This is a genomic window from Zhouia amylolytica, assembly GCF_900116365.1.
GTDB classification, from domain to species: domain Bacteria; phylum Bacteroidota; class Bacteroidia; order Flavobacteriales; family Flavobacteriaceae; genus Zhouia; species Zhouia amylolytica.
This window is the reverse complement of sequence record NZ_FPAG01000005.1, coordinates 147,625-169,798: the sequence shown is the minus strand read 5'-3', so window position 1 is coordinate 169,798 and position 22,174 is coordinate 147,625. Positions and strand designations below refer to the sequence as shown.

Here is a 22,174-nt window from a genome sequence, read left to right as displayed (position 1 = left end):
AATATTAGGAAAAATATCTAAAATGAACTTATCGGACTTTGTGGATAAAACATTTAGATTTTATCCACAAAGATCAAAGTATAATTAATTAACCATTGGAGTTCTATTCCCAATCCAGTTTGGCGAGAAACAATCCTTTTTTGTTCCATCCGGTAGTAGATATATACCATTCATCCTCATTGACTTTAATTATTTCTGAAGCATGAGTAGGAAGTTCGCAAACTAAATTTTCCTTTGGAAAGTTGGTAGGATCCTTAGAGTAGTACACGTGCGTTTGATCATATTCTGTCATTGCACGACAAACAAAAAGGTAGAAGATGCCATTTTTCTCTACTACGAAAGGACTCTCAGCATCACCTCCCCAGTCTACTTCAAAGGGCTGAATATGTACAATTTTAGGTCCACTCCAATGTTTCAAATCCGGACTGGTACGCACAGCTACACAAGAACGTAGATCGACTTCACTATAAGTTCGAGTATAGTAAAAATAATACACTCCATTACTTTTCAATATATAAGAATCCCTAGCATGACCTGGATCACTAAACAATGGATTAAGTTCATGACGTTTCCATTCAAACATATCTTTTGATTTTGCCATACAGAGTTGTCCCCAGCTTGCGTAATTTGGTGCATTCTCTTGAAGGTTACCAATATTATAAAACATATAGTTTTCACCATTCTCTTGATACACATGAGGAGCCCATAAGACGCGTTCGACTCCTTCCTTGGCAGTTAAAGCATAGTCATGATCTTCCCACTTCAATTGAGAAATACTATCGGCAGAAATATGAAAAAGTTTGTTTTCCCCTGTCCAAGGGTTTACTGGTTTATGACCAATAATACCATAGGCATGCCATTTACCATCATTACCTTTTGCAAAACAATGATCGTTGGTATACCAAGTGGTGTCAATTTCTGAGCGGGTATCATTAGGGTTAAAAATATGTTGCCATTCACTTATTATTACTGGCTTTTCAACATTATTCCTCTTGTTAACCTGCTTTATTTCTTTCTCATTTTTACAAGCTACCAATAATATAATAGCTATAAAAAAATACGATATATTAACTATTTTTAATTTCATAATTTATTTTTTGTTTAAATACTCTACATCTATATTTTGAGTTTACACTTGGAAACCTCAAGTTCAAAACCTTTCATTACAACATAAGATCAATATCTTGATATCATATTATTTCCAAGATTAACATTTAACTTAGATCTGATTTTTATTTATCATTGAAAAGTTGAGAAGGTAGCTTTCTAACACCTAGATTTCTATATATCTTATTAAACAATTAAGATTTGTATTGAATAACTAACTTCAGCTCATCGCCTTGTTTAAGGTTTTGTGGTTGAAACTTTATTGATAAAAACTCGTTTTGAACTTTTTTTGAAATTACATCTGTATTTTTTTTATCCAATGACAATTGAACTCTCTCTATTTTTTTCCCTTTAGGGACAGGAACTTTAAATTCATTTAATTTCAATTTCCCATAATTCAATTTAAGCTCAATTAGTTTTTCGGAATCATTTACTTTTTGAGAAAAACTTCCCCAGCCCTCTGCAGTAATAAATCCTGACTTGAAGTTATTTGTGTTGAATTTAGGGTTAAAACCAATAATACCTTTCGGGCCGTTATAGATAAATCCAGAAATAGAAATAAACGGAGCATAACCACTCATAGCCCTTGTATAGTGATTTCCATATTCAATTTCATTAAATGGGTTTCTCTTTATTGGGTCATATCGGTCATGTATTGCTCTTTCTATTTTCAACCCTTCCTCAAGGAGTCCTTCTGAAATCATTGTTGCTGCCAATTGATGCTCTTGTCCAGTCCAGATCTCACTAAAATAACCAACTACCAGTTTTTCCCATTCATTCTCTATAAGCCCCGGAGCTTTTGTGGCTCCTCCCTTAGGAAAAGTGCACATAATAATACCTTTCTCATCATCATCAGCATAATAACGACTAACCGGAATTTCAGCGCTTTGAAGATAACGCCCATAGTTATTAACAAAATTATACTCCATTATAGACTGAAGAGCCTTTTTAATTTCATTCTTTGGCAGTATATCACCCAATCCTGTTTGTGTAGTCCAGTATTGTCCTAATAATTGATCGGCATGACATCCTATATTTGAGTTGGGAGCTTCAGGGTGTTTAGGATCTGTTTTTTGGATAAAATATTCTCCATTAAATAGCTCTTTAGAAATATTTTTAAAAGATTTTTGAGATATTCTTTCACACTGTTTAGAGAACTTAATATCCCCCATTTCTCCAGCCATTTCAGCACCAGCTCTTAAACAAGCACCATACAATCCACTTATCCAAGATATTTTACCATACCAGGTTCTATCCAAAGTATTGTACTGCTTGCCCTCTATAATTCCATCTGCAATTCCGTTTACACCCTTATCTTGATTAATTAAAATCAGTATAGCCTTTTTTATTTTACTCCAATTGTCTGCCAAAAAAGATTTATCTGTAGACATCAAATACTCTCTGTAAATACGCATTATTGTCCCGGCATGACCATCTATGGCAAATCCCCGACCATCATGACGTCCTAAATTACTAAATTCACCCCTGTATTTAATGATTCCAGATTGATCAAAAGATAAACCTAAATCAGTTTGTTGACGGAGTTGTCGAGCCAAATTAGGAAAAACTCTTCCCATTGCCTGTTCATAATGAAAAACATGAGTGCAAGTTCCTTCACCAAGATAAACCCCTTCATAGGTGTAAAAACGTCCTTCACTATCAGGCCTATCCATTAAGTCATTAAATCGAACAGAAGCTGTTGTAGCAAGTGTGCTCACATTTATAAAAGTTCTATCCAAGAACCATTTAGGTAAGGTAGAATCATACCAGGTTTTGTTCCATTTTTTAGTAGTTTTAATAATCCATGGGTTATCTAACAAATAATCTGAAACTTCTAAAGAATTAGAGAACTTACTGGTATAGTAATGCCTTAAATTTTCTTTATTTTTCCAATGATGCGCTCCATCCCATAGATGAATATTTGGAAAGTACCAACTCAAGTGAAATTTAAAGGTTTTACTCTCACCTGGCTTTAAAATTGTTTTTCCTGACACGCTCCCCACTAATTTTTGTCCAAGTTCAATGGAAGCTTTACGGGCATTGTTCTCAGAATTATATACCGGAAGTCCTTTTAAATCTGGGGCCTTTGCTGTTCCCGTTCCCTTACCAACTAGTGTTAAACTCATAGAGCCCCAATCCGGCAATTGATCCTTTAATACATCGTCACTTTTACAAATTAAACGTGTATAATTATCAGTTGAAATTATTTCATTGGTATGGGCACCTTCCACTTTATTGGAGCTCCAATAACTTGACATGTTTTGTAACCAGCCACTTAATTCTACTTCTAGTTTTTTTGTATCATTATTTTTAACGGTGTATTCAAGAACTGTTACTGGCAGCCCTGAGTTTTCAGCATCTGTTGGGATAAATGGCGAAAAAGCATTAAGCTCTACACTGACAGGCAATCTATCATCATTATAAAAAACTTTCCCTATGGGATATTCACCTACAAAATTAATATTTGAGAATCCCTTGCTATTCAACGATCTTGAAATTACTTTTTTGCCTTGACGGATGGTTAATCCAAAACCATTTTCAAATTTTTTATCTTGAGTCAAAGGATTATTATAATATCGATGTCCCCCACCATTACCTGGATCTAACATGGAAACATTAAAAATATCCCAATACCACAATTGTCCATCGCCTCCTAGATAAACTTGGCCTGTACAAATGCCTCCAACTGGCATTCCAATATATTTTAATTCTTCGGTAGTTTTATAATTGGTTACATCTTGGGAAATACTCAAGCTAGTGTATAAACCTATTAAAAAATTTACCGATATTTTAAATACATTTCTATAAAATGAATTATTAATCATAATGTTTTCTTTTCAAAATCAATTATTTTAAACATTTTTTTCACTGATTTAACCAACCTAATTCAGCTATTGTTACACCATGAGAATTTAAGTAATGAGCATCCTCCGGACCACAAGAAGTGATATATTCCTTCCCTTTATACCTAAAAATTTCGGCTGCATGACCAAACATGGTTGTTAGCACATTTTCTTTATAATTAAAATGATCAGGATTATCTGAAACAACCACAATTGTTTCGGCATATCTTCGATGAGCGTAGGTAAAAAACAGATACCACATTCCATTTCTTTCAACAAGATAAGGTGACTCTATAAGAGTGGCCCAATTATTATCATCAATACCTAAGATTGTTTCAGGTTCATCAAAATTCACAAAATCCTTTGTACGAATTCTAAGAACTTGTGATTGATTCACTCCTTTATTACCGGTAGCAACCACATGAATCCAATACTTTCCATCTGAGCCTTTCATTATGTGAGGGTCTCTAGTTCCGATCCATAGTTTATTTGGCAGGATTGGATTTTTGGTTTCTTCCCAATTATATAAATCATCTGACCAATACACCTCCAACTGCCTATTCTCTCTCCATTGTTCGACGACCATAACCCATCTTCCTGACTCTTCATGTTTTACAATATATGGAGCCCCAATATATTCGGTTCCATTAATCTCATTTACCGCAAAATCTTCTCGCTTCCAGTTATCCTCTGGTGCATCCGTAGTGAGATGTCCAAGGTAAGGGTGATATCTATACAGTTGTTTTCCCTCAGGAGGAAAGGGATTGTTTATTCCAAACCAATGCAATATTCCTGATTCGTCCTCCACAAAACAATGATCATTTGTGAACCATTTATTATCATCAAAATCAGTGGATGGTTTAGGATTAAAGGCAAGCTTGCTCTCTCCTTTAATATATGGGATTTCAGCTTTCTCTAATAGGCTTCGGTTTGAGATATCTTGCTTAGAAACCTTACATGAGCATATACCTATAAAAATTAAAAAAAATATTTTTTTCATAAAAAATTAAAGTTATAACTATAAAGAATAGTGTTAAAACACTTTTTTAATAGCATTGATTGAAACATTTAACACTTTTCGACTTATTGAATCCAAAGCACCCTCACCTCCCTTGAAATGATATATGCGTTGTATGTGATTATAATCTTCACCAGGGTTTAGAGATAGTGCTGGTGAAGAACTCTCCAATTCATAAAAAGGTCCCATTTGGGATCCATCATCGAGAGGTCCATCATTATAAGAGTTCAAGGCGTCTCCCTCAAAAGGTTCCTTTTGATATTCCCAAGCTGAATTCACATAGGGATCATTTGAATTAGGCGGCTTAATTTGAAGTATCGTAAGTGTTTCATTAATTGCATCATAACTCCCCATAACCCCGGTTGCATTATCTGGAGACACGCCAATTTTACCACGATTGCTTCCATCAGCTTTAAAAAATATTGTATTTCCTATTACTTTAAGTCGAGCATCTTCAACTTTACCAAAGTAATTGTCATTTACTACATCTTCTTTTTTATTGGCATGATTATCTTTAACTGGGATAACTACCGTAACTTCAGGAGAGGGTGTCATCATGCTCAATAACCAAACTGATGGCATTCCTGTTTCTCTAGTCCACGGCTGATCACCAATATTTGTCAGTTGATTTTCAGTCTCATACCCCACTGCTTGGACATCAAGCCCCGGAAGGTCAATTCGCTGTAAAATTTCAGGGGTTTCTAATAATCCTATAGTCCTTTTAACCCCTATTTTAAATACATAGTCGGAAAAATTCACTAAGGTAAAATCCTTTTGAAATACAACTCTATCTGAAGTTTTGCCTGTCACTTCAAAAGGCTCGGTATCAATAGGACTAGGCACTTTCCAGTTTTCAAATGTGAAACTTTTTCCTTGTGGAAAATAATAGGCAAACTGACCACCTTCAGGTCCCAACCAAAAGCGTTCTTCCCCTCCAACGGGATTGAATTGCTCATTTAGTTTACCTGAGGAAATCAAATCATAATTTATCCATCCAAAGCTATAGCCTTTATTACCATTCAATGTACTTGTCATCACTCTACCCTGCAGTTCAGGTGAGATAATTATTTTTGCTTTTTCATCTTTTGTATTCAATACAATTAAGTCTTGGTAATATTTTTCCAAAAACTTTTCATCGTGTCCAAATGTTCCCTTTTCAAATTCCATTACACTATTTTTAGCTTTTTGATTTTGGTTAAATAGATTACATCCCGTGTTAAAAAGAAATACTACGATGATTGATAAATAGAAACTCCTCTGTCTTTTCATAGATCAATTTTTTTAATTATTTATCATTCTTGGTATAGTTAATCGCCTTATATCCATAAATCGCTACCACTATAAAACACACAAGTGGTAACACGAAAGAAAAATTAACCTCAGGAACACCTAGAATCCTAACATCATCATATCCGGGACCACCTATATCCATAATCATTCCCTGTAAAGAAGGTAAAATAGCTCCCCCTACAATAGCCATTACCAAAAAGGCTGATCCATATTTGGTGTCTTCTCCTAACCCTTCTAATGCAATACCATAAATGGTAGGAAACATTAAAGACATACAAAATGAAATCGCAATGAGACTATACAAACCAGTTATTCCTTGAATAAATATTGCACCTAGTGTACACCCCATCGCAGCCAAAGACAACCCTGATAATAAAAACCCCGAATTAAAAAAACGTAATAGAAATGTGCACAGCCATCTACCTAATAAAAATACCGCCAAAGCCAACATAGCGTAATAAACAGTGGTTTGATTATCTATCCCTAGTAGTTCAGCATATTGATATATATAAGTCCAACACATGATTTGTGCTCCTACATAAAAGGTTTGTGCTATGACCCCACCAACAAATCTCTTTTTTTGAAATAAGCGTTTAATCGAACTCCAAATATTGGTTTGTTTTTGCTCCACACTTTCTGGCATTTTCACCATTGAAATAACTCCGAACATTAAAAGCACAAAAACCCCTAAAGCAACATAAGGGTCTCTAATAACCATAAGATCTGTGGCTCTAATAGATTCTTTGGCAGTGATTGATAAGGATCCATAGTCAACATCATCAGATTGTAGGGCACCAAGTATAAAGGTCTGAGCTACAAAAAGGCCTGATAAAGCACCTATAGGGTTGAAGGCTTGTGCTAGGTTAAGACGTTGGGTCGCTGTACGTGTATCACCCATCGAAAGAATATATGGGTTGGCGGTTGTCTCCAAAAAAGCAAGCCCGAAGGTTAAAACATAAAGAGCTATTAAAAAATAGATGTATTCTTGATATACTGCAGCTGGATAAAACATCAATGCACCTATCGCATATAAGAGTAAACCTAGTAGGATTCCTTTTTTATAAGAATATTTTTTGATGTAAATAGCCGCAGGTAATGCCATAGTACCATAACCTCCATAAAATGCTAATTGAACCAGTGAAGCTTGGAAATTATCCAGTTCCAATATTTTCTTGAATGCAGAAACCATTGGATTTGTTATATCATTTGCAAAACCCCAAAGGGCAAATAGAGATGTAACTAATATAAAAGGTAATAAATGTTCTTTTGAAACAACTGGAATGGCATTGTTCAAATTCGTTTTGGTGGTATTTAAAGTTTTGGTGGTTTTCAAGTTCATAATTTTTAAGTATCAAAGTTATCTACATCCTACGGTATTTACCAGACATCCTATTGGATCAATAGTAATTAAAACTCGATCTTTTCGAATTAGGCCAAATTCCTGATCAGGTATGATACCTGTCCCAGTCATTAAAAAACATCCAAATGGAAACTCGCAAGAATTGAATAAATAAGAAATTAATTCTTCTGAGTTACGACACATATCTGAGGAACTAATAGTATTTTCAAAAATGACTTGATTATCCCTTTCTATTGTCATATTTATATTAAAGTCTAGTAAAGATGTACTTTCCGGAACATATAGACACGGGCCAATACTTGCACAACCTTCGTATGTTTTGGCTTGCGGAATATAAAGGGGATTGTCCCCCTCTATATCTCTTGCAGTCATATCATTGCCAATGGTATACCCTTCAATAGTACCATGAGAACTCAAAAAATAAGTAAGCTCAGGTTCAGCTACACTATTATTGGAATCTCTTCTTATATTAACCTGAGCATTATGTCCTACTGTCCTATTCTTACCCGATTTAAAAAATAGTTCAGGTCTTTGAGCCTTATAGATCAATTGATATAATTCAGCCCCTTTTGAAGTTTTTGACTCCTTCATTCTTGCCTTTTTACTTGGACTGTAGGTCACACCTGCACACCAAATTTCTTGTTTATCCATCGGAGGATCCCAGGAAACCAAACTCAATTCATCAATAGACATATGCGACGGAAAAAAACTTCCATTTTTTAAATCAATTAAAATCTCATTATACAGGTCAATTCTATTTATAAATGAGTTCCAATCACTCGAATATTTCTTATAAATCTGCCCCTTATATAGTATACATATAAGCGAGCCTTTTTTAAACACTTTCATTTTGACTAAATCGTTTTAGCAATTATTTATTATTCTTCACCTCATTAAATATCAACTTCAATTAATTCTTTATAGGCAATGTAATTATTTTGGGAGTGGTATGCTTATTTTCAATTTTATCCACTATCAAATCAACTGCAACTTTCCCAATTTCTTTGATAGGTTGCTCTCCATAGGATATAGGAAGGTCCAATAAATCCATAAATTCGTAACAATCAAAACTGGTAACCTTCACTTTGGATAAGAATTCTTTATCAGTCCTTAATAGATACTTCACTCCTAGCAACATTAACTGATTATTCGAAAAATAAATAGTATCTATGGTAGGAGAAATTGACAACAACTCCTTCATTGCTGTTTCTATTTCTTTATCCATATTACTAAAGTTTAAATTCTTCACCAACTTTTCTTCATACGGAATTCCTGCATCTTTTAAGGCTTGTTGATACCCTTTAAAACGATCTTGCATATTTACCAATTCCGCATTAAAGTTTAAAAAGGCAATCTTTTTACTTCCCTGTTCAATGGCTCTATTAATAATATCATAAGACCCTTGAAAATTATTCACTACTACAACATCAGATTGAATTTCAGGAAAATACCTATCCACAAGAACATAAGGTATCTTTTCTTTATTCAATTGTTTTATAATCTTTTGATCCCCGATACTGGGGCTAATTATAAGGCCATCAACATTTTTCTTCTTCAGCACCTCTATCAATTTAACTGAATTTCGAGTATCTTCATCAGTGCTACCATAAATTACATTGTATTTATGCTTTTGAGCATTATTTTCAATGCTTCTGGCCAACTTTGCAAAAAAGGTGTTCGAAATATCAGCTATAATTAATCCAATTGTATCAGATTTACCCGTCCTTAAAACTTTAGCGGCATAATTGGCCTCATAGCCCATTTCTTTGGCCTTTTTCAAAACTTTTTCAGCCATTTCATCACTGATTCTTTGTTCTTTGGCACGACCATTCATTACGAATGAGACTAAAGTTTTGGAAACTCCCAATTCTTTTGAAATATCTTCGAGGCTTACCTTTTTCATACTAATGTTTATTTGATCTGATGGTCTATTATTTCATACTAAAATAGTAGGTATGCAATATTATACATTTTTTTTATTTCAAAAATCACTCATGACATTCTTTAATTCCATTTTTCCCATATCCAATTAAAATTTTATTAAAAGATCTAAACTTTTAATGCTCCTAATTTTCTATACTTTTCATATAGAACATTATAGATTTCTATTTTCTCATCCTCTGGTTCAAAAGTGACATAATCGTGAACCGCTAGTTGATTTCTCGCCTGATCAACAGTATTATATTTACCGGAAACAACTGTTGCTAAAATTGCTGAGCCCAATGCACAAGATTCATCGGCTAAATACACTTTAATCGGCAAACCTAAAACGTTAGCCAATGTTTGAATTACATAAGGAGATTTTTTGGCCACTCCTCCAACAGCAATAATTTCCTCGATATATACTCCATAAGACTTTATTCTATCAATAATAGCTCTTGAACCATAAGCAGCTGCTTCGACCAAGGATTTAAAAACCATTGGAGGTGTTATCCCCAAATCAAGTCCGGTAATGGTTGCTTTTAATTCATGATTGGCATCTGGTGTTCGTCTTCCATTTAACCAATCTGTAGCTACCAAATCTCTCTCGGTTACATTAATAGACTGGGCCTCTCGTGATAACTCTAATAGCAAAGAATCTGAATCAAACTGCTCCATATTAATTACACCTTTACTTTTCTTAATTGGCCATAACAAAAGATCTTTGAACCATGCGAAAATATCTCCATAGGCACTTTGTCCGGCTTCAATACCTATGTAATCCGGTAAAACGGCTCCATCTACTTGACCACATACGCCTTGAATTAATTTATCGTTTAACTCTTCTTTAGAACTAATCAGGATATCACAAGTAGAGGTTCCCATCACCTTAACAAGTGTACCTTGTCTTATTCCACCGCCAATAGCTCCTGCATGGGCATCTAAAATCCCAACTCCAATTTTCACATGGGTTCCCAATCCCAATTTGTCGCTCCATTCTCTTGAGAGCTCCCCCATCTGACAATCACTTGTATAGGTATGTGGTAATAAGTTATTAGCTATTTCACCCAATACAGGATCCAGTTGTGAAAAGAATGCTGCTGGAGGAAAACCTCCCCACTCTTCATGCCACATTGCTTTATGACCGGCAGCACATCTACTTCTTTTAATCAATGAAGGATGCTGCTTTCCAGTTAATAATGCAGGCATCCAATCACAATGTTCTACAAAACTATATGCCCTTGACCTTACTTTCGAGTCTTTTCTCAATACATGAAGAAGCTTCGACCACACCCACTCAGTAGAATAAATACCACCTGAATATTTTAAATAGTCAACGGATGATTTTTCTGCTAGGTTATTTATGTCATTTGCCTCTTTTTTGGCGGTATGATCCTTCCATAAAATGAACATGGCATTAGGGTTATTTTCAAACTCAGGATGCATGGCTAGGGGTATACCATTTTCATCTACTACGGCTAAAGTACTTCCAGTGGTATCAAAAGAAATTGCTGAAATATTCTCTATTACCTCTTCATTACATGAACTTTTAATTTGACTTACCACATTGATTAAACTATCGATATAATCCTGAGGGTGTTGTCTATATTGGTTTATTTTAGGTACACAGTAGTCACCATTTGCCCATTTTTCATACCTGCTTTCCTTAATCCTTAAAACTTCACCGCTACTATCATCAACTAAAACGGCTCTAACTGCATCAGTTCCAAAATCAACTCCTAGAACATACTTGACTAAACTTTTCACAATCGATTAACTATATAATGGTTTATAATTTATACAGGCTCTATAATCTGCTCCCTCTGGATCCATACCAAAAGAGGCCCAAGCACTTGGTCTAAATATCATGTCTTCGGGCACATTGTGCATATTCACTGGGATTCTAAGCATTGAAGCTAGGGTTATCAAGTCCGCTCCGATATGACCGTATGCAAAAGCACCATGATTAGCTCCCCAGTTAGCCATTACGCTATAAACATCTTTAAAAGGACCTTTACCGGTAAGCCTTGGAACAAACCATGTTGTTGGCCAGGTTGGATTTGTTCTCTCATTTAATTGATTATGAACGTGATCGGGTAGATCAATTGTTTTCCCTTCCGCGATTTGAAGTACAGGACCGACACCCTTAACAATATTAATTCTTGATAAGGTAATTGGCATTTCTCCTTTAGTTTTAAAAGTTGATGAATAACCTCCACCCCTAAAATACTCTAACATTCCAGGTCCCCAAGTTGTTTTCTCAAGACATTTTTGGGCCTCGATCTCTGTGATTTCCCACCATGGTTTCATGGCTGGTTTATTATCAATACATTGCTCACCTGTACCATCCAAAGCCGATGCTCCAGAATTGATCAGATGTATGAATCCATCTGAGCTATCGCCTTCGAGTTGGTAACCCGTCACTCTTTTAACAGCCTTAGGGCTCCAATAAGTCCTAACATCACTAAAAATCTGCGCTGCTCCTGTTAAAAGATGTCCGAAAAGCATAGAAACACCATTGAGACTATCATTTTCAGTCGCCACCATAAAAGGCTGTCTTACACCATTCCAATCAAAGGAAGACGACAAAATAGCTTCCATAAAGTCTCCGTTCGGGTAATGATCTGTCCATTGTCTTTGCCCTTGAAAGCCTGAAATAATAGCATTTCTACCCAAAGCCTCTTCTCCATATCCTTTATCTTTTAATTTGGGATTACCTATCATTAAATCTTTACCTATCAATGCCATTTTAACAACAAAATTCCAATCTTCATCAAGTTCGGCACGAGATTTTTTAATGTTATCTGGGTTATAATCTTTACCCTCCTTACAATATTTCTGAACCCATTTAGATGCCTTTTCAAATTCCTCAACATCATATATTTCCTTCTCTATACGACGAGCAAATTCAGACATATCTATATATTCACATCGCATGCCTAAATATTCTTCAAAAAAATCATCTTTCACAATTGATCCAGCTATTCCCATGGAAACAGAGCCCATTGATAAATATGACTTTCCTTTCATTGTTGCTACGGCCAATCCAGCTTTTGCAAATTGTAATATTTTACCCTTTACATCATCGGGAATAGATTCATCTCCAATATCCTGAACATCTTTTCCATATATTCCGAATGCAGGAATTCCTTTTTGGTTGTGACCCGCCAAGGCAGCGGCCAAATAAACAGCACCAGGTCTTTCTGTCCCATTAAATCCCCAAATAGCCTTTGGCCAGGTTGGGTGCATGTCTATGGTTTCACTTCCATAACACCAACAGGGAGTAACTGTAAGGGAAACTCCAACTCCCTGCTTTTCGAATTTATCAGCTGCTTGTGCTGCTTCTGCAACTCCTCCAATACAAGTATCTGCTATTACACATTCTACATTACTTCCATCAGCATGCCTTAGGTTAGTTTCTATTAATTTTGCGGCGTTTACTGCCATTTTCATAGTTGTTTCTTCCAACGATTCTCTTACTCCTCCCAATCGTCCATCAATCACAGGTCTAATACCAATTTTAGGCATGGCTCCTATTAATCTATTATTGTTTTCCATTTTATATTAAATTTTTCCTTACTTAATTTAAATACTATAAGCATCAATTAATCTCACAATCACAATTTGAAGGTTTGCTAAATTGATTTAGCTAATTTATAAAAATTATTTAATCAAGCAATAAAAACATTATTTATATCATATATAATTATGATTAAATGTTCATATTCATCTCTTAAAATCAATTCCTTAACCATACCATAAAAAATTAATCATTGAAATAACCCCCTTATCTCCCTATGAATTTTTTCGAAAATTTCCTCCATTTCATCTTGAAGTTGATTCTTGGTATCAGGTAAAAACCTATCTATTAAAGGATTTTTAAATCTTACCTTTCTATCCTTCCCATCGGCAAAGACCACAAACTCCCCTTGCCTTAATTTATAAAACACCTCTGCTCTTCTTTTGGCTACTTCCCTTTCCCCTTTAGTTATTCGGGTTTGAAAGCTCATCCCGCTACTTTTACTAACGCTACGGGTCGGGGCTTTAACTCGTTCAAAAAAGCCTTCATAGTATTTAGCGGTATCCGGATCATTGGCTTTCCCGAAAAATTGATACGATAGATTTGAAAGAATAGCCCTGCTAGCCTTTTCTCCATACATCATGTCGTTTTGAATTTTATCCTGCAGGACATAAATCGTGGCGATGTCATAGCTTCTGAGCGTTGCCGGAATCCGATGCATATTTAATAGTTTTAAGGTAGAAGCCTCCTCCAAAAGCAAAAAAGAAGGCATCCGGTGCCGCTGACTCATCTGTTTGGTAATCGTATGAATGATCGTGGCTATAACTGGAGACAGCGAACTATCTTTTTTTGGATTGTTCACCACGCAGATTACTGCCGGGTTCTTAGGACTGTTAATATCCAATGGAACCTCATCTGCCGATAGGGTTATAAAAATCCTTTTGGTGGTAATTTTTTTAAAGGCATTGGCCAGCGTACTCTTAACACCTGCGGTCTGCTTATCAGAACCGATTCCGCTTATAAAAGCATCAGCCATCGCCCGAGAGGTCATATCAGCTCTTAAAAATTTTATAAGTCCTTTGGTACTTAGTTGTTGGTATAGTGCAATCAAATGAGGAATGGTACAATAATCCGGATAATCGGATTTTAATCGCCAGATCAGCCCGCTGACCAGACCTTCTACGGCATCTTTAAAAAACCGGGTGGTACTGTTATTATCGGCATCTTTAGATTCCATCAGGTTTTCCAAAAGCACCCTGGATACTTCATAGACACTTTCTTCATCAGGCAGGTATCTAGGTGCTATGGGATTCACCTTGTGGTGGATGGGATCAAATGAAATAATATAAAAAGGGATCTCACTTTCTTTAAACAGTGGATAGGCCATTTCGGTGATCTCAAAATCTTTGTAGTCATGAATGACCCCACATAATTGCTGCTGGTAAAAATTCTTTAAAAAACCGTAGATAATACTCTGGGTTTTACCACTACCGGCTGCAGCTATGATGGACACGCCTCGTCGGATATTCTCCAGGACCAATTTCCTTCCCATGGTCTTAAAGGTAACCCGGTAGGCCTTATTGAATTTCGAAGGTTTGGTTGAGGAATTCTCCAAACCATAACATACCGTTGCACAAAGAACCCATGGTATTATGAAAGTATAAAGACAAGAATAAAAAGCCTCCAGAGGCATTCGGTAAAATGATATCAAAGCGATCACCCCCAGACTTATCATCATCATCCCCAATCCATTTTTAAAATATTTTATAACCAAGAATGATATCAACCCACCAATGGCCAATACGATTAAAACCCCATATATTGAATTATAAATTTCCATAACTATTATATTCCAATGGATCCTGAGTCGATGGCCTTTCCAATGCTGCGCTTTAGTTTCATAAGGGTTTTATAGGCCAGTTGGGCCTGACTAACAGGAATCACAGGCAGCTTCACTCCAGTTGCGCGCAATAGTTTAAAAGCCGCTTGCCGCTCAGTAGTGGGCAACCCGGAAAGCGCCGTAAAAAACTGTTTCGGGTTTTTATCCAGCAGGTTTCTGGCATGGTAGCTCTCTACAAAGTTACGTCGATATCCAAAGGTGGTATCAAAGGTCTTCTCTGCAGCTTTATAGAACTGATTTCTGTTGAATCCCTGTTTTTGTTTTCTGCCATTGAGAATGGTCTGTGATGCCTTGTATTTAGAACCTGGTGAGAGGCTATGGGTGTTGGTGATGTCCTTTCGGCTTACGATGATATGCACATGGCTTTGATGGCCTTGTTTTTGCATCCCATGAACTATCATCTTACCATTTTGGTGGTGGGGTGCCTGGTGCTGTATTTTTGAGATTTGTCTACTTAGCTTTTGAATATTCCCTTTGGCCTCTCCCCTTTCAATCTCTCTGATCTTATTTTTAAGCTCCAGTATTTTATTCAAGTAGGGTTGGTTTTCTTTGATCTGTTTGTCTTTTTCCGAGTAGCTGCGCTCGTGCTCTATTTTAGCATAGTACTTTATATCATCCACTGTTACGGTTCGATCCCTATAAAAGGAAGCGGCGTAGGCTTTCATCAGCTCCCGGGTATACTGCCGTAGTTTTTCTGGGTTGTCTCCAATGTGTTTAAGTTCACGCTTCGAAGGACTCACTACAATGGAATAAAACTTAGGCTCTTTCTTTTTGAGTTTGGCGGTATTGTTATCGATTTGGGTGATCACGGTTTGTGGGTTGATGTCGTCCTTATGTTGATTGAAATAAAGCTCCTGCTCCTGGGGGGCCTTCTTCTGGTTTTCTTTTTCCAGATACTTTACAAAATCACCGACACTGCCTTTAAAGTTCCCTCCTTGGTATTGTGCGCTTATGGTAACATACATGGTTTATAGATTTTTAAGGGTTCGTTTATATGTTTCGATTTTTTCTTGGGTAAGGTTGACTTTGAGATAGGATTTGCCCAATGGTGGATGTACCTGCTGAATATTGGTAAGCACAAATTCAAAATCTCTTTGCAGGCTTAGAAGTTTTTCTTCCAATCGATCATATCGAATTTTAGGTATGGTCAGCTCCCCTATCTCAAAATCGGTGTCACTACCGCCTCCCGGTTCAGGTTCTAAAAAATCAAAATCCTCTTCTGACAAGGTAGCACCTTTTGGATCCTGCAGGTGCTGTTCAAACAGGGCCTGTAACATGGCTAGGGTGGGTTTGGTTTGTCCTTTTTCGATATCACGGATAATGGCAATAATGGCATTAAAGCGACGGGACATTTGACCTTTTAGACTGGTAATGGTTTGTCCCAATCGATCTTTGGGTGTCACTCCATTGCGATCAAAGAATTCCATCATATGGTCTAATGTGAGGGACTGAGAGGTTTTGTATTTTTTACAAAACCTTCGAAACCTTACAGCTACAGAGCGCTTAATTTTTAAGGTTATAAACCTTTCTTTTTTGTATCCTTTATCCATTTTTTAGTAAAAAATCTGTTGTATTTACTGGGCTCAGCGGCTTTTTTAGTAAAAAACCAGTTCGCTGATATTACCATACTTGCCTCTAAACCATTATAAACAGGGGCTTTGCAGGGAAAAGCTGGCAGAACGCGTCGCTTTAGCGCGCTACCCTCTTGCTTATCTTTTGGTGCGCAGAGCGGACCAAAACATCAGCCATGGATCACACAGATCCAGTATATTTTATATATGGAATTGGCAACTGGGAAAGTCAAATCAATTCCTGAAAAATCAGGATGAAGGGTTGCCAATTATTCGAGTCAAATCACCCATTCAAGGTACAAATAATAGGGGATGTAACATAAAAAAAGCCCATCATAATAGATGGGCGCTTTTGGTTGTATTTAGTGATTTATAAAATAAAGGCATCGGAGAAACTAAAGTAGTTTCCATTGGGCGCTAGTATCAGGTGATCTAATACAGCTACATCAAAAAACCCGGCGGCCTGTTTAATTTTATGGGTCAGCTCTTTGTCGGCTTGGCTGGCACAGAGATTCCCTGAGGGGTGATTATGCACCAATACAATGGCCACGGTCAGTGATTTAAGTATAATGGCGAACAAGATCCTTAAATCCACCAAGGTTCCTGTTATGCTTCCTTTTGATATCTCATACACCCCTTTAACCCTATTGGCGTTATTAAGTAGTACTACTTTAAAACACTCCTGGCATCCAATGGTTTTTTTATCCCAATGGTTATAAAGTAATTCTGCGGCGGCTTTTGATCCTGTGATCTTCGGCATCTGATGAACATCTAATTGCTCTTTATAGCTGATCTGTATTTCATTTACGATAAATTTCATAGCTTTACATTTAGCGGTTAAAGAATAAAAAGAGGACACACTATAGGGATATAAAATGCCCTCTTTTTTGTTTTACTTACTACCTAGCAAAAGAATTTCACTGGCTGTAATTTCGGTTACATAGCGTTTCACGCCATCTTTATCCTCATAGGATCTTGAGGTAAGTTTTCCGGTTATGGCCAGTTCTTTGCTTTTAGCCACGTACTTTTCAATAATTTCTGCGGCCTTCCCCCAAGCCACCACGTTGTGCCACGTTGTTGACCATTTTGCCCTAATTCCAAAGAAGATAGCGGAGCTATCTGTTTTAGCCTAAAACTAATGGTTTGCCCATCAAATATAATTTCGTTGGTAATGGATTCTACTACGTATCGCTTTTCTCCTCGGTCTAGATTCTCCCAATTGTTATAAAAATCTAAAGACTTGTTAGCAATAATATCAAAAGAAGATTTAGCTTCTTCTAATTTTTTAAGTTCAAGTTTTAAGTTATTGATATTAGCTTCTAGATTTTCTTTTCTTACATAAACTGGCTCGTAATGTTTTTTAAATCCTTTGGTTGGAATTTCTCCATTTAAATTTAAATCAATAAGTTTTTCTAATTTCTTTTCTAGCTTCTCTAATTGTGTTTCGGAAAATTCTATCTCATCAATTTTTAACTGTAATTCTTGTTGGTTAGATTGATTGTAATTCGCTAGTTCTTCATCAGAAATTAAAAACTTTTTTAATCGTGATAAAAACACCTCTTCTAAATCATCTTTGTTAATACTTAACTTACACGCTTTACATCGGTAATTAGAACTCTTTGTTATCACACTTAATTTATGTCCTTTATCACACTTGAGATAACCTGTAAACAAATGAACACGTTTATTAAGTGGTTGCTTGTTTTTGCTATTTTTTTCTTGGTCTTTAATAATTGCATTTACCTCATCCCATTTTTCTTGAGATATTAACGCAGGACAGGGAAGATATTGCCATTCAGATTGTGGCTTTAGTCCAGTAGGATTATCATCAGTTAATTGACCTCTATAATTACATCGTCTTACCCCTTTTGCATCTGTATTTTTTAAAAGTCTTCGTATGGTTGTGTCAGACCATGGTTTTCCTTTTCGTGTAACATATCCTCTATTGTTTAATTCGCGTGCAACGGATGACATTCTTTGATGTTCTAAAAACAAATCATATATCAATCTTCTTACAGGAGCTTCTTCTTCATTAATTACTACTTCTGCATCAACAATTTTGTACCCATAACTTACCATCCCACCAGTAAATTTACCTTGCTTTCTACGGTAATTTAAACTGGCTATCTGTCGTTCGTAGGTTATCTCTCGTTCATACGTGGAGAGGGCAGATAAAAGCGTATAAAAGAATTTTCCACCACTTGTTGAAGTATCCAAAGATTCATTAATAGAAATTAGAGAAGCATTATGTTCCTCAAAAAATTTACTATACTCCAATAATTCTGAAGTATTTCTAGCAAGTCTACTCAAGGAACTTATGATTACGGCTTCAATTTTTCCAGAAATGATATCATCAAACATTTTACTTGTTTGTTGGTGATTAATTGTACTCTTTCCAGAAACACCAGCGAGGTTATAAATTTCAACTACATTCCACTCTCTAGATTGTGCGTATAATTTACCACGTTCAATGTGTGTCTCAACAGAATCCGTATTGTTCGCTTGGTCTAAAGTACTTACTCGAATAAAAAGTCCAACATTCATATTTACAGTGTTTTGTATCTAAAATAATTGCTTTAAAAAAGAGTTCAAAAACAATACAGAACTTTATTTTTTTCGCTTAAATACTCTTGCAATTCGTGATTTAAGATTCTTAATTTTAGTACTCTCTACGTCATCAAATTCAGTTACTATTCTGTACCCTTTAACTACTTCTTCTTTTCTACTAGGTTCAAGAATAAATTGGTCAAGGAAGTTTGGTATTTCATCAGGCTGTAAATACTGTATTAACTCCTTGTCCTTATCACTTAACTCTTTATCTGCCAGTTTCTTAACACTCATTAAGTGATGTTTACTTTTTGAAACCATTACAACTGGAATACACCCTGCTTTTAAACATTTTTTAATGTTCTTAACTTCGTAAGCAGGTTTATTGGTTTCCGATATCTCAAATGCTATTTTCAAACCATTTTTTTCTAATACCATATCGATACGCCCACCATCTTTTGTAGGATATTCTTTGGTGGCTTTATAGTTTCGATCTTGTCCCAGTTTTTTAATGATTGATTGTAGATAGGTATGGGCTCTAACTTCTAAAGATTCGTTTTCTTCCTTTACCAGTTGTTCTCTTTGAGTGTCAGAAATATGATTATTTTCTATAGTTTCTTCTGTATCTTCAATAACCTCTACTTCTTCTTTTGAGTCAATAATCTCAATAACTTCCTCCTGTTTTTTAAGAATTACTTTCTCTTTAGGTTCTTTTTTAAATTGAGTTCGCTTCGGTAATAATGATATTAAGAGTTTATCAAGTTCTACTTTGGGTTTTGCATAACTATTTCTCGTATTGGTAAGAATAATTTTCCGATTTATTTCTGCATCAATTTCAGCTTTAGGTAATGGAAATGTTGAAATATTAAAATCATCATTTGAAGAACCAACTCGCATAATGGCTTGTCCAATTCCTAAACTTTGTAAATCTGATTGTTCAAAATAGGAAAACCCAGACTCCAGTCGTTTTGCATCAGAATCTCCCAACCTAAAACATATTCGTGTGTACGGATTTGAAATAACAGAATTCAGAATTTTAGCATCATCAATTTGTCCTAATTCTTGATGTGCCAACACTAATCCTAGACCATATTTTCTTGCGCCAGAAAGTATCCTAGTAATACTTGGCGTTATAAAATTCTGAAATTCATCAAGATATATGTAATAAGGATGACGCTGATGCTTTGGTAATGATTGTCGTCCTTGTGCTACTTGGTTAAATTTTGAAAGGAAAATTGAACCTAATAAAAAGCTATTCTCTTCACCTATTAAACCTTGTGAAAGCTTGATTAAAACAATCTTTTTTTCTTCAATACATTTTTTGAAATCAACACCTCCAGTTTGAGCCAACATATATCGGATAACTTTAGGACGTAAAAAGGTATCTATTCTCGTTAGTAATGGAGCAATTCTTTTACTTACCATCGCATATTCATTATTCCAGTAATAATGAATAGATGGGTCTTGAACCGAAGTTAAAAACTCTTTTCTAAATGAATCTTCTAATAAAAAACGTTTTAACTCAATGAGTGTTCCATCTCTACTGCTTTCTAAAAAAGTATTAATAGCGTTGGAGAGAACTGCGGACATATTATCGCCCCATGCTGTTGCGTGACGTTTGAAGGATGACACTAAATCTGAACTCAAAACTATTTTTTCTGAATCAGTTGTTGCCCCCAATAAATTAAACCCGATAGAGTAGTTCGTATCAGATGGATCAATTACAATAACATCATTTTTACGATGTTGTGGAATACGAAGTAAAACATCTTCTACAATATCTCCATGTGGGTCAAACAAAGCACAGCCATTTCCTGTATTCATATCTTCAATCATCATGTTAGTAATCAATGTACTTTTACCAACTCCTGTTGCTCCGATTATGTGTTTATGACGTAAGCGCATTTCGTCATTCAACATTACTTTACTTTCTACTCCATTATGTTCGTTTATACCAAGTAGATATTTTTGATTGGTAATAGTTGTCGGAACTTGTTTTGTTTTCCCACCTTGTAATCCAAGTTTTTTGGAGACTATTGTTTTGTTTGGATAATGAAGAAAAGTATTAAGCTCTTTGGAATTCAATACAAATCCCAACCTATTACTTAATCGATGGTGCAGATTATATTTGTGAAAATTATAATCATATCCTTCATTAGATAATGGAATTAGCTTGTTATATTCCGAAGTTGAAATAGCTGAAATACTTCGTGCCAATTCTTGTGCTAGATACTGACTTCTAATATTATTTTCTCCTTGGGTAGCAATTCGCATAACCACCGAAAACAATGGGTTTGTAATTTTATCTTTCGCACAATTTGGCATTTCAGGAGCATCGGCAAAGAATGAACCGCCAACACCATCAGAAACCGAATAGGTTATATCTTTTGCGAGCGGAGAGGCAATTCCTTTAAACAGTATTTGAAATACTACAATATCATTTTGTTGTAGTGATTCCATTATTGCAACAACAGAAGTTAATGGGTCTATGATAAATGAATTAGTAGTTGCAATACTTCTCATGTATTCATCATTCAAACCAAAATCTGCAATTGCAATATCATTTTCAGAATCAAAACCAAAATCATCTATTTCTATTGCACGAATAATTGCGGTTGGAAAATAGGCTTGTAAATGCGATGTTACTCTTCCTTTATCATATTCACTACAAACAAACTGGATAGTAATACTCTCTGAAGTTCCAATTATTTCAAATGAAAGTAGGTTCTCCGTAAACGACAGCATATTAAGAAATTCAATATTTCTATTAGACGGTATTTCGGTTCCTTTTGGAAATGAGAATGAAACTCCGACAAGATTCGGCTTACTATCGAAAGCTAAAAATCGAGGTTCTATTTCTGCTACTTCTTCGGTTGATTCTTCTTTTTCTTTAGATGGAGTAAGTAATTTAGTTATTTGTTTAAAGAGTGATGGAGCACGTCCATCATCTTCTATGGATTCATGCTGATACGTTTTATGACGAAAGGGAATATATGGAACCTCTATATCAACAGGGGTGTCAAAATGGTAGTAACCACGATGACGATACTCCCATTGATAGAAGTTAAGTGTTGCTTGTTCGCTAGCATTCATCCAAA

Annotated in this window: 15 protein-coding genes and 1 pseudogene; all 16 read right to left on the bottom strand. The window is 35.6% G+C overall.

The features are described from left to right. Positions 1 to 103: 103 nt before the first annotated feature. Positions 104 to 1,087 (bottom strand): glycoside hydrolase family protein, encoded by a 984-nt coding sequence (locus BM361_RS09475; protein WP_074978463.1) that lies wholly within the window; start codon positions 1,085 to 1,087, stop codon positions 104 to 106. A gap of 214 nt (positions 1,088 to 1,301) precedes the next feature. After that, positions 1,302 to 3,932 (bottom strand): GH116 family glycosyl hydrolase, encoded by a 2,631-nt coding sequence (locus BM361_RS09470; RefSeq protein WP_074978461.1) that lies wholly within the window; start codon positions 3,930 to 3,932, stop codon positions 1,302 to 1,304. 40 nt (positions 3,933 to 3,972) lie between these two features. After that, positions 3,973 to 4,950, bottom strand: coding sequence for a glycoside hydrolase family protein (locus BM361_RS09465; protein WP_074978460.1), 978 nt, complete (start codon positions 4,948 to 4,950; stop codon positions 3,973 to 3,975). A gap of 33 nt (positions 4,951 to 4,983) precedes the next feature. Further along, entirely contained in the window at positions 4,984 to 6,237 is a 1,254-nt protein-coding gene (locus BM361_RS09460; protein ID WP_139226684.1) for a DUF6786 family protein, read from the bottom strand. Between the two features lie 16 nt (positions 6,238 to 6,253). Next, complete coding sequence (fucP, locus tag BM361_RS09455) at positions 6,254 to 7,591, bottom strand: L-fucose:H+ symporter permease (RefSeq protein ID WP_254785784.1); 1,338 nt, start codon at positions 7,589 to 7,591, stop codon at positions 6,254 to 6,256. Between the two features lie 24 nt (positions 7,592 to 7,615). Beyond that, positions 7,616 to 8,467: a fumarylacetoacetate hydrolase family protein gene (locus tag BM361_RS09450; RefSeq protein ID WP_074978455.1), complete on the bottom strand. Its 852-nt coding sequence runs from the start codon at positions 8,465 to 8,467 to the stop codon at positions 7,616 to 7,618. 61 nt (positions 8,468 to 8,528) lie between these two features. Then, on the bottom strand, positions 8,529 to 9,521 hold the full coding sequence (locus BM361_RS09445; protein WP_074978454.1) for a LacI family DNA-binding transcriptional regulator: 993 nt from the start codon (positions 9,519 to 9,521) through the stop codon (positions 8,529 to 8,531). Between the two features lie 146 nt (positions 9,522 to 9,667). Next, positions 9,668 to 11,305: a ribulokinase gene (locus BM361_RS09440; protein ID WP_074978452.1), complete on the bottom strand. Its 1,638-nt coding sequence runs from the start codon at positions 11,303 to 11,305 to the stop codon at positions 9,668 to 9,670. A gap of 6 nt (positions 11,306 to 11,311) precedes the next feature. Further along, the gene (locus tag BM361_RS09435; protein ID WP_074978450.1) at positions 11,312 to 13,096 is read right to left on the bottom strand and encodes an L-fucose isomerase; all 1,785 of its coding nucleotides are present in this window, start codon (positions 13,094 to 13,096) and stop codon (positions 11,312 to 11,314) included. A gap of 212 nt (positions 13,097 to 13,308) precedes the next feature. After that, a complete protein-coding gene (locus BM361_RS09430) occupies positions 13,309 to 14,898 on the bottom strand; it encodes a type IV secretory system conjugative DNA transfer family protein (RefSeq protein WP_139226682.1) in 1,590 nt (529 codons plus the stop codon). A 5-nt stretch (positions 14,899 to 14,903) separates the two neighbouring features. Beyond that, entirely contained in the window at positions 14,904 to 15,923 is a 1,020-nt protein-coding gene (gene mobB / locus BM361_RS09425; RefSeq protein ID WP_074978449.1) for a MobB family relaxase, read from the bottom strand. Positions 15,924 to 15,926: 3 nt separating this feature from the next. Continuing rightward, entirely contained in the window at positions 15,927 to 16,508 is a 582-nt protein-coding gene (locus tag BM361_RS09420; protein WP_074978447.1) for a BfmA/BtgA family mobilization protein, read from the bottom strand. A gap of 391 nt (positions 16,509 to 16,899) precedes the next feature. Then, positions 16,900 to 17,349, bottom strand: a complete 450-nt coding sequence (locus BM361_RS09410; protein WP_074978444.1) for a JAB domain-containing protein — start codon at positions 17,347 to 17,349, stop codon at positions 16,900 to 16,902. A gap of 72 nt (positions 17,350 to 17,421) precedes the next feature. Beyond that, positions 17,422 to 17,607, bottom strand: a pseudogene (locus tag BM361_RS16985) (single-stranded DNA-binding protein); the annotation flags it as partial. Beyond that, positions 17,523 to 19,073, bottom strand: a complete 1,551-nt coding sequence (locus tag BM361_RS09400) for a recombinase family protein (RefSeq protein ID WP_074978442.1) — start codon at positions 19,071 to 19,073, stop codon at positions 17,523 to 17,525. The pseudogene BM361_RS16985 and the gene BM361_RS09400, both read right to left, overlap by 85 nt. Before the next feature lie 63 nt (positions 19,074 to 19,136). Next, positions 19,137 to 22,169: a type IV secretory system conjugative DNA transfer family protein gene (locus tag BM361_RS09395; RefSeq protein ID WP_074978441.1), complete on the bottom strand. Its 3,033-nt coding sequence runs from the start codon at positions 22,167 to 22,169 to the stop codon at positions 19,137 to 19,139. Positions 22,170 to 22,174: the final 5 nt, after the last annotated feature.

Bases quoted from the DNA above. Each gene is read 5' to 3' on its own strand.
- BM361_RS09460 (WP_139226684.1), bottom strand. From the start codon at position 6,237: ATGAAAAGACAGAGGAGTTTCTATTTATCAATCATCGTAGTATTTCTT.
- BM361_RS09445 (WP_074978454.1), bottom strand. From the start codon at position 9,521: ATGAAAAAGGTAAGCCTCGAAGATATTTCAAAAGAATTGGGAGTTTCC.
- BM361_RS09465 (WP_074978460.1), bottom strand. From the start codon at position 4,950: ATGAAAAAAATATTTTTTTTAATTTTTATAGGTATATGCTCATGTAAG.
- BM361_RS09435 (WP_074978450.1), bottom strand. From the start codon at position 13,096: ATGGAAAACAATAATAGATTAATAGGAGCCATGCCTAAAATTGGTATT.
- BM361_RS09475 (WP_074978463.1), bottom strand. From the start codon at position 1,087: ATGAAATTAAAAATAGTTAATATATCGTATTTTTTTATAGCTATTATA.
- BM361_RS09470 (WP_074978461.1), bottom strand. From the start codon at position 3,932: ATGATTAATAATTCATTTTATAGAAATGTATTTAAAATATCGGTAAAT.
- mobB (WP_074978449.1), bottom strand. From the start codon at position 15,923: ATGTATGTTACCATAAGCGCACAATACCAAGGAGGGAACTTTAAAGGC.
- BM361_RS09430 (WP_139226682.1), bottom strand. From the start codon at position 14,898: ATGGAAATTTATAATTCAATATATGGGGTTTTAATCGTATTGGCCATT.
- BM361_RS09400 (WP_074978442.1), bottom strand. From the start codon at position 19,073: ATGAATGTTGGACTTTTTATTCGAGTAAGTACTTTAGACCAAGCGAAC.
- BM361_RS09395 (WP_074978441.1), bottom strand. From the start codon at position 22,169: ATGAATGCTAGCGAACAAGCAACACTTAACTTCTATCAATGGGAGTAT.
- BM361_RS09420 (WP_074978447.1), bottom strand. From the start codon at position 16,508: ATGGATAAAGGATACAAAAAAGAAAGGTTTATAACCTTAAAAATTAAG.
- BM361_RS09450 (WP_074978455.1), bottom strand. From the start codon at position 8,467: ATGAAAGTGTTTAAAAAAGGCTCGCTTATATGTATACTATATAAGGGG.
- BM361_RS09410 (WP_074978444.1), bottom strand. From the start codon at position 17,349: ATGAAATTTATCGTAAATGAAATACAGATCAGCTATAAAGAGCAATTA.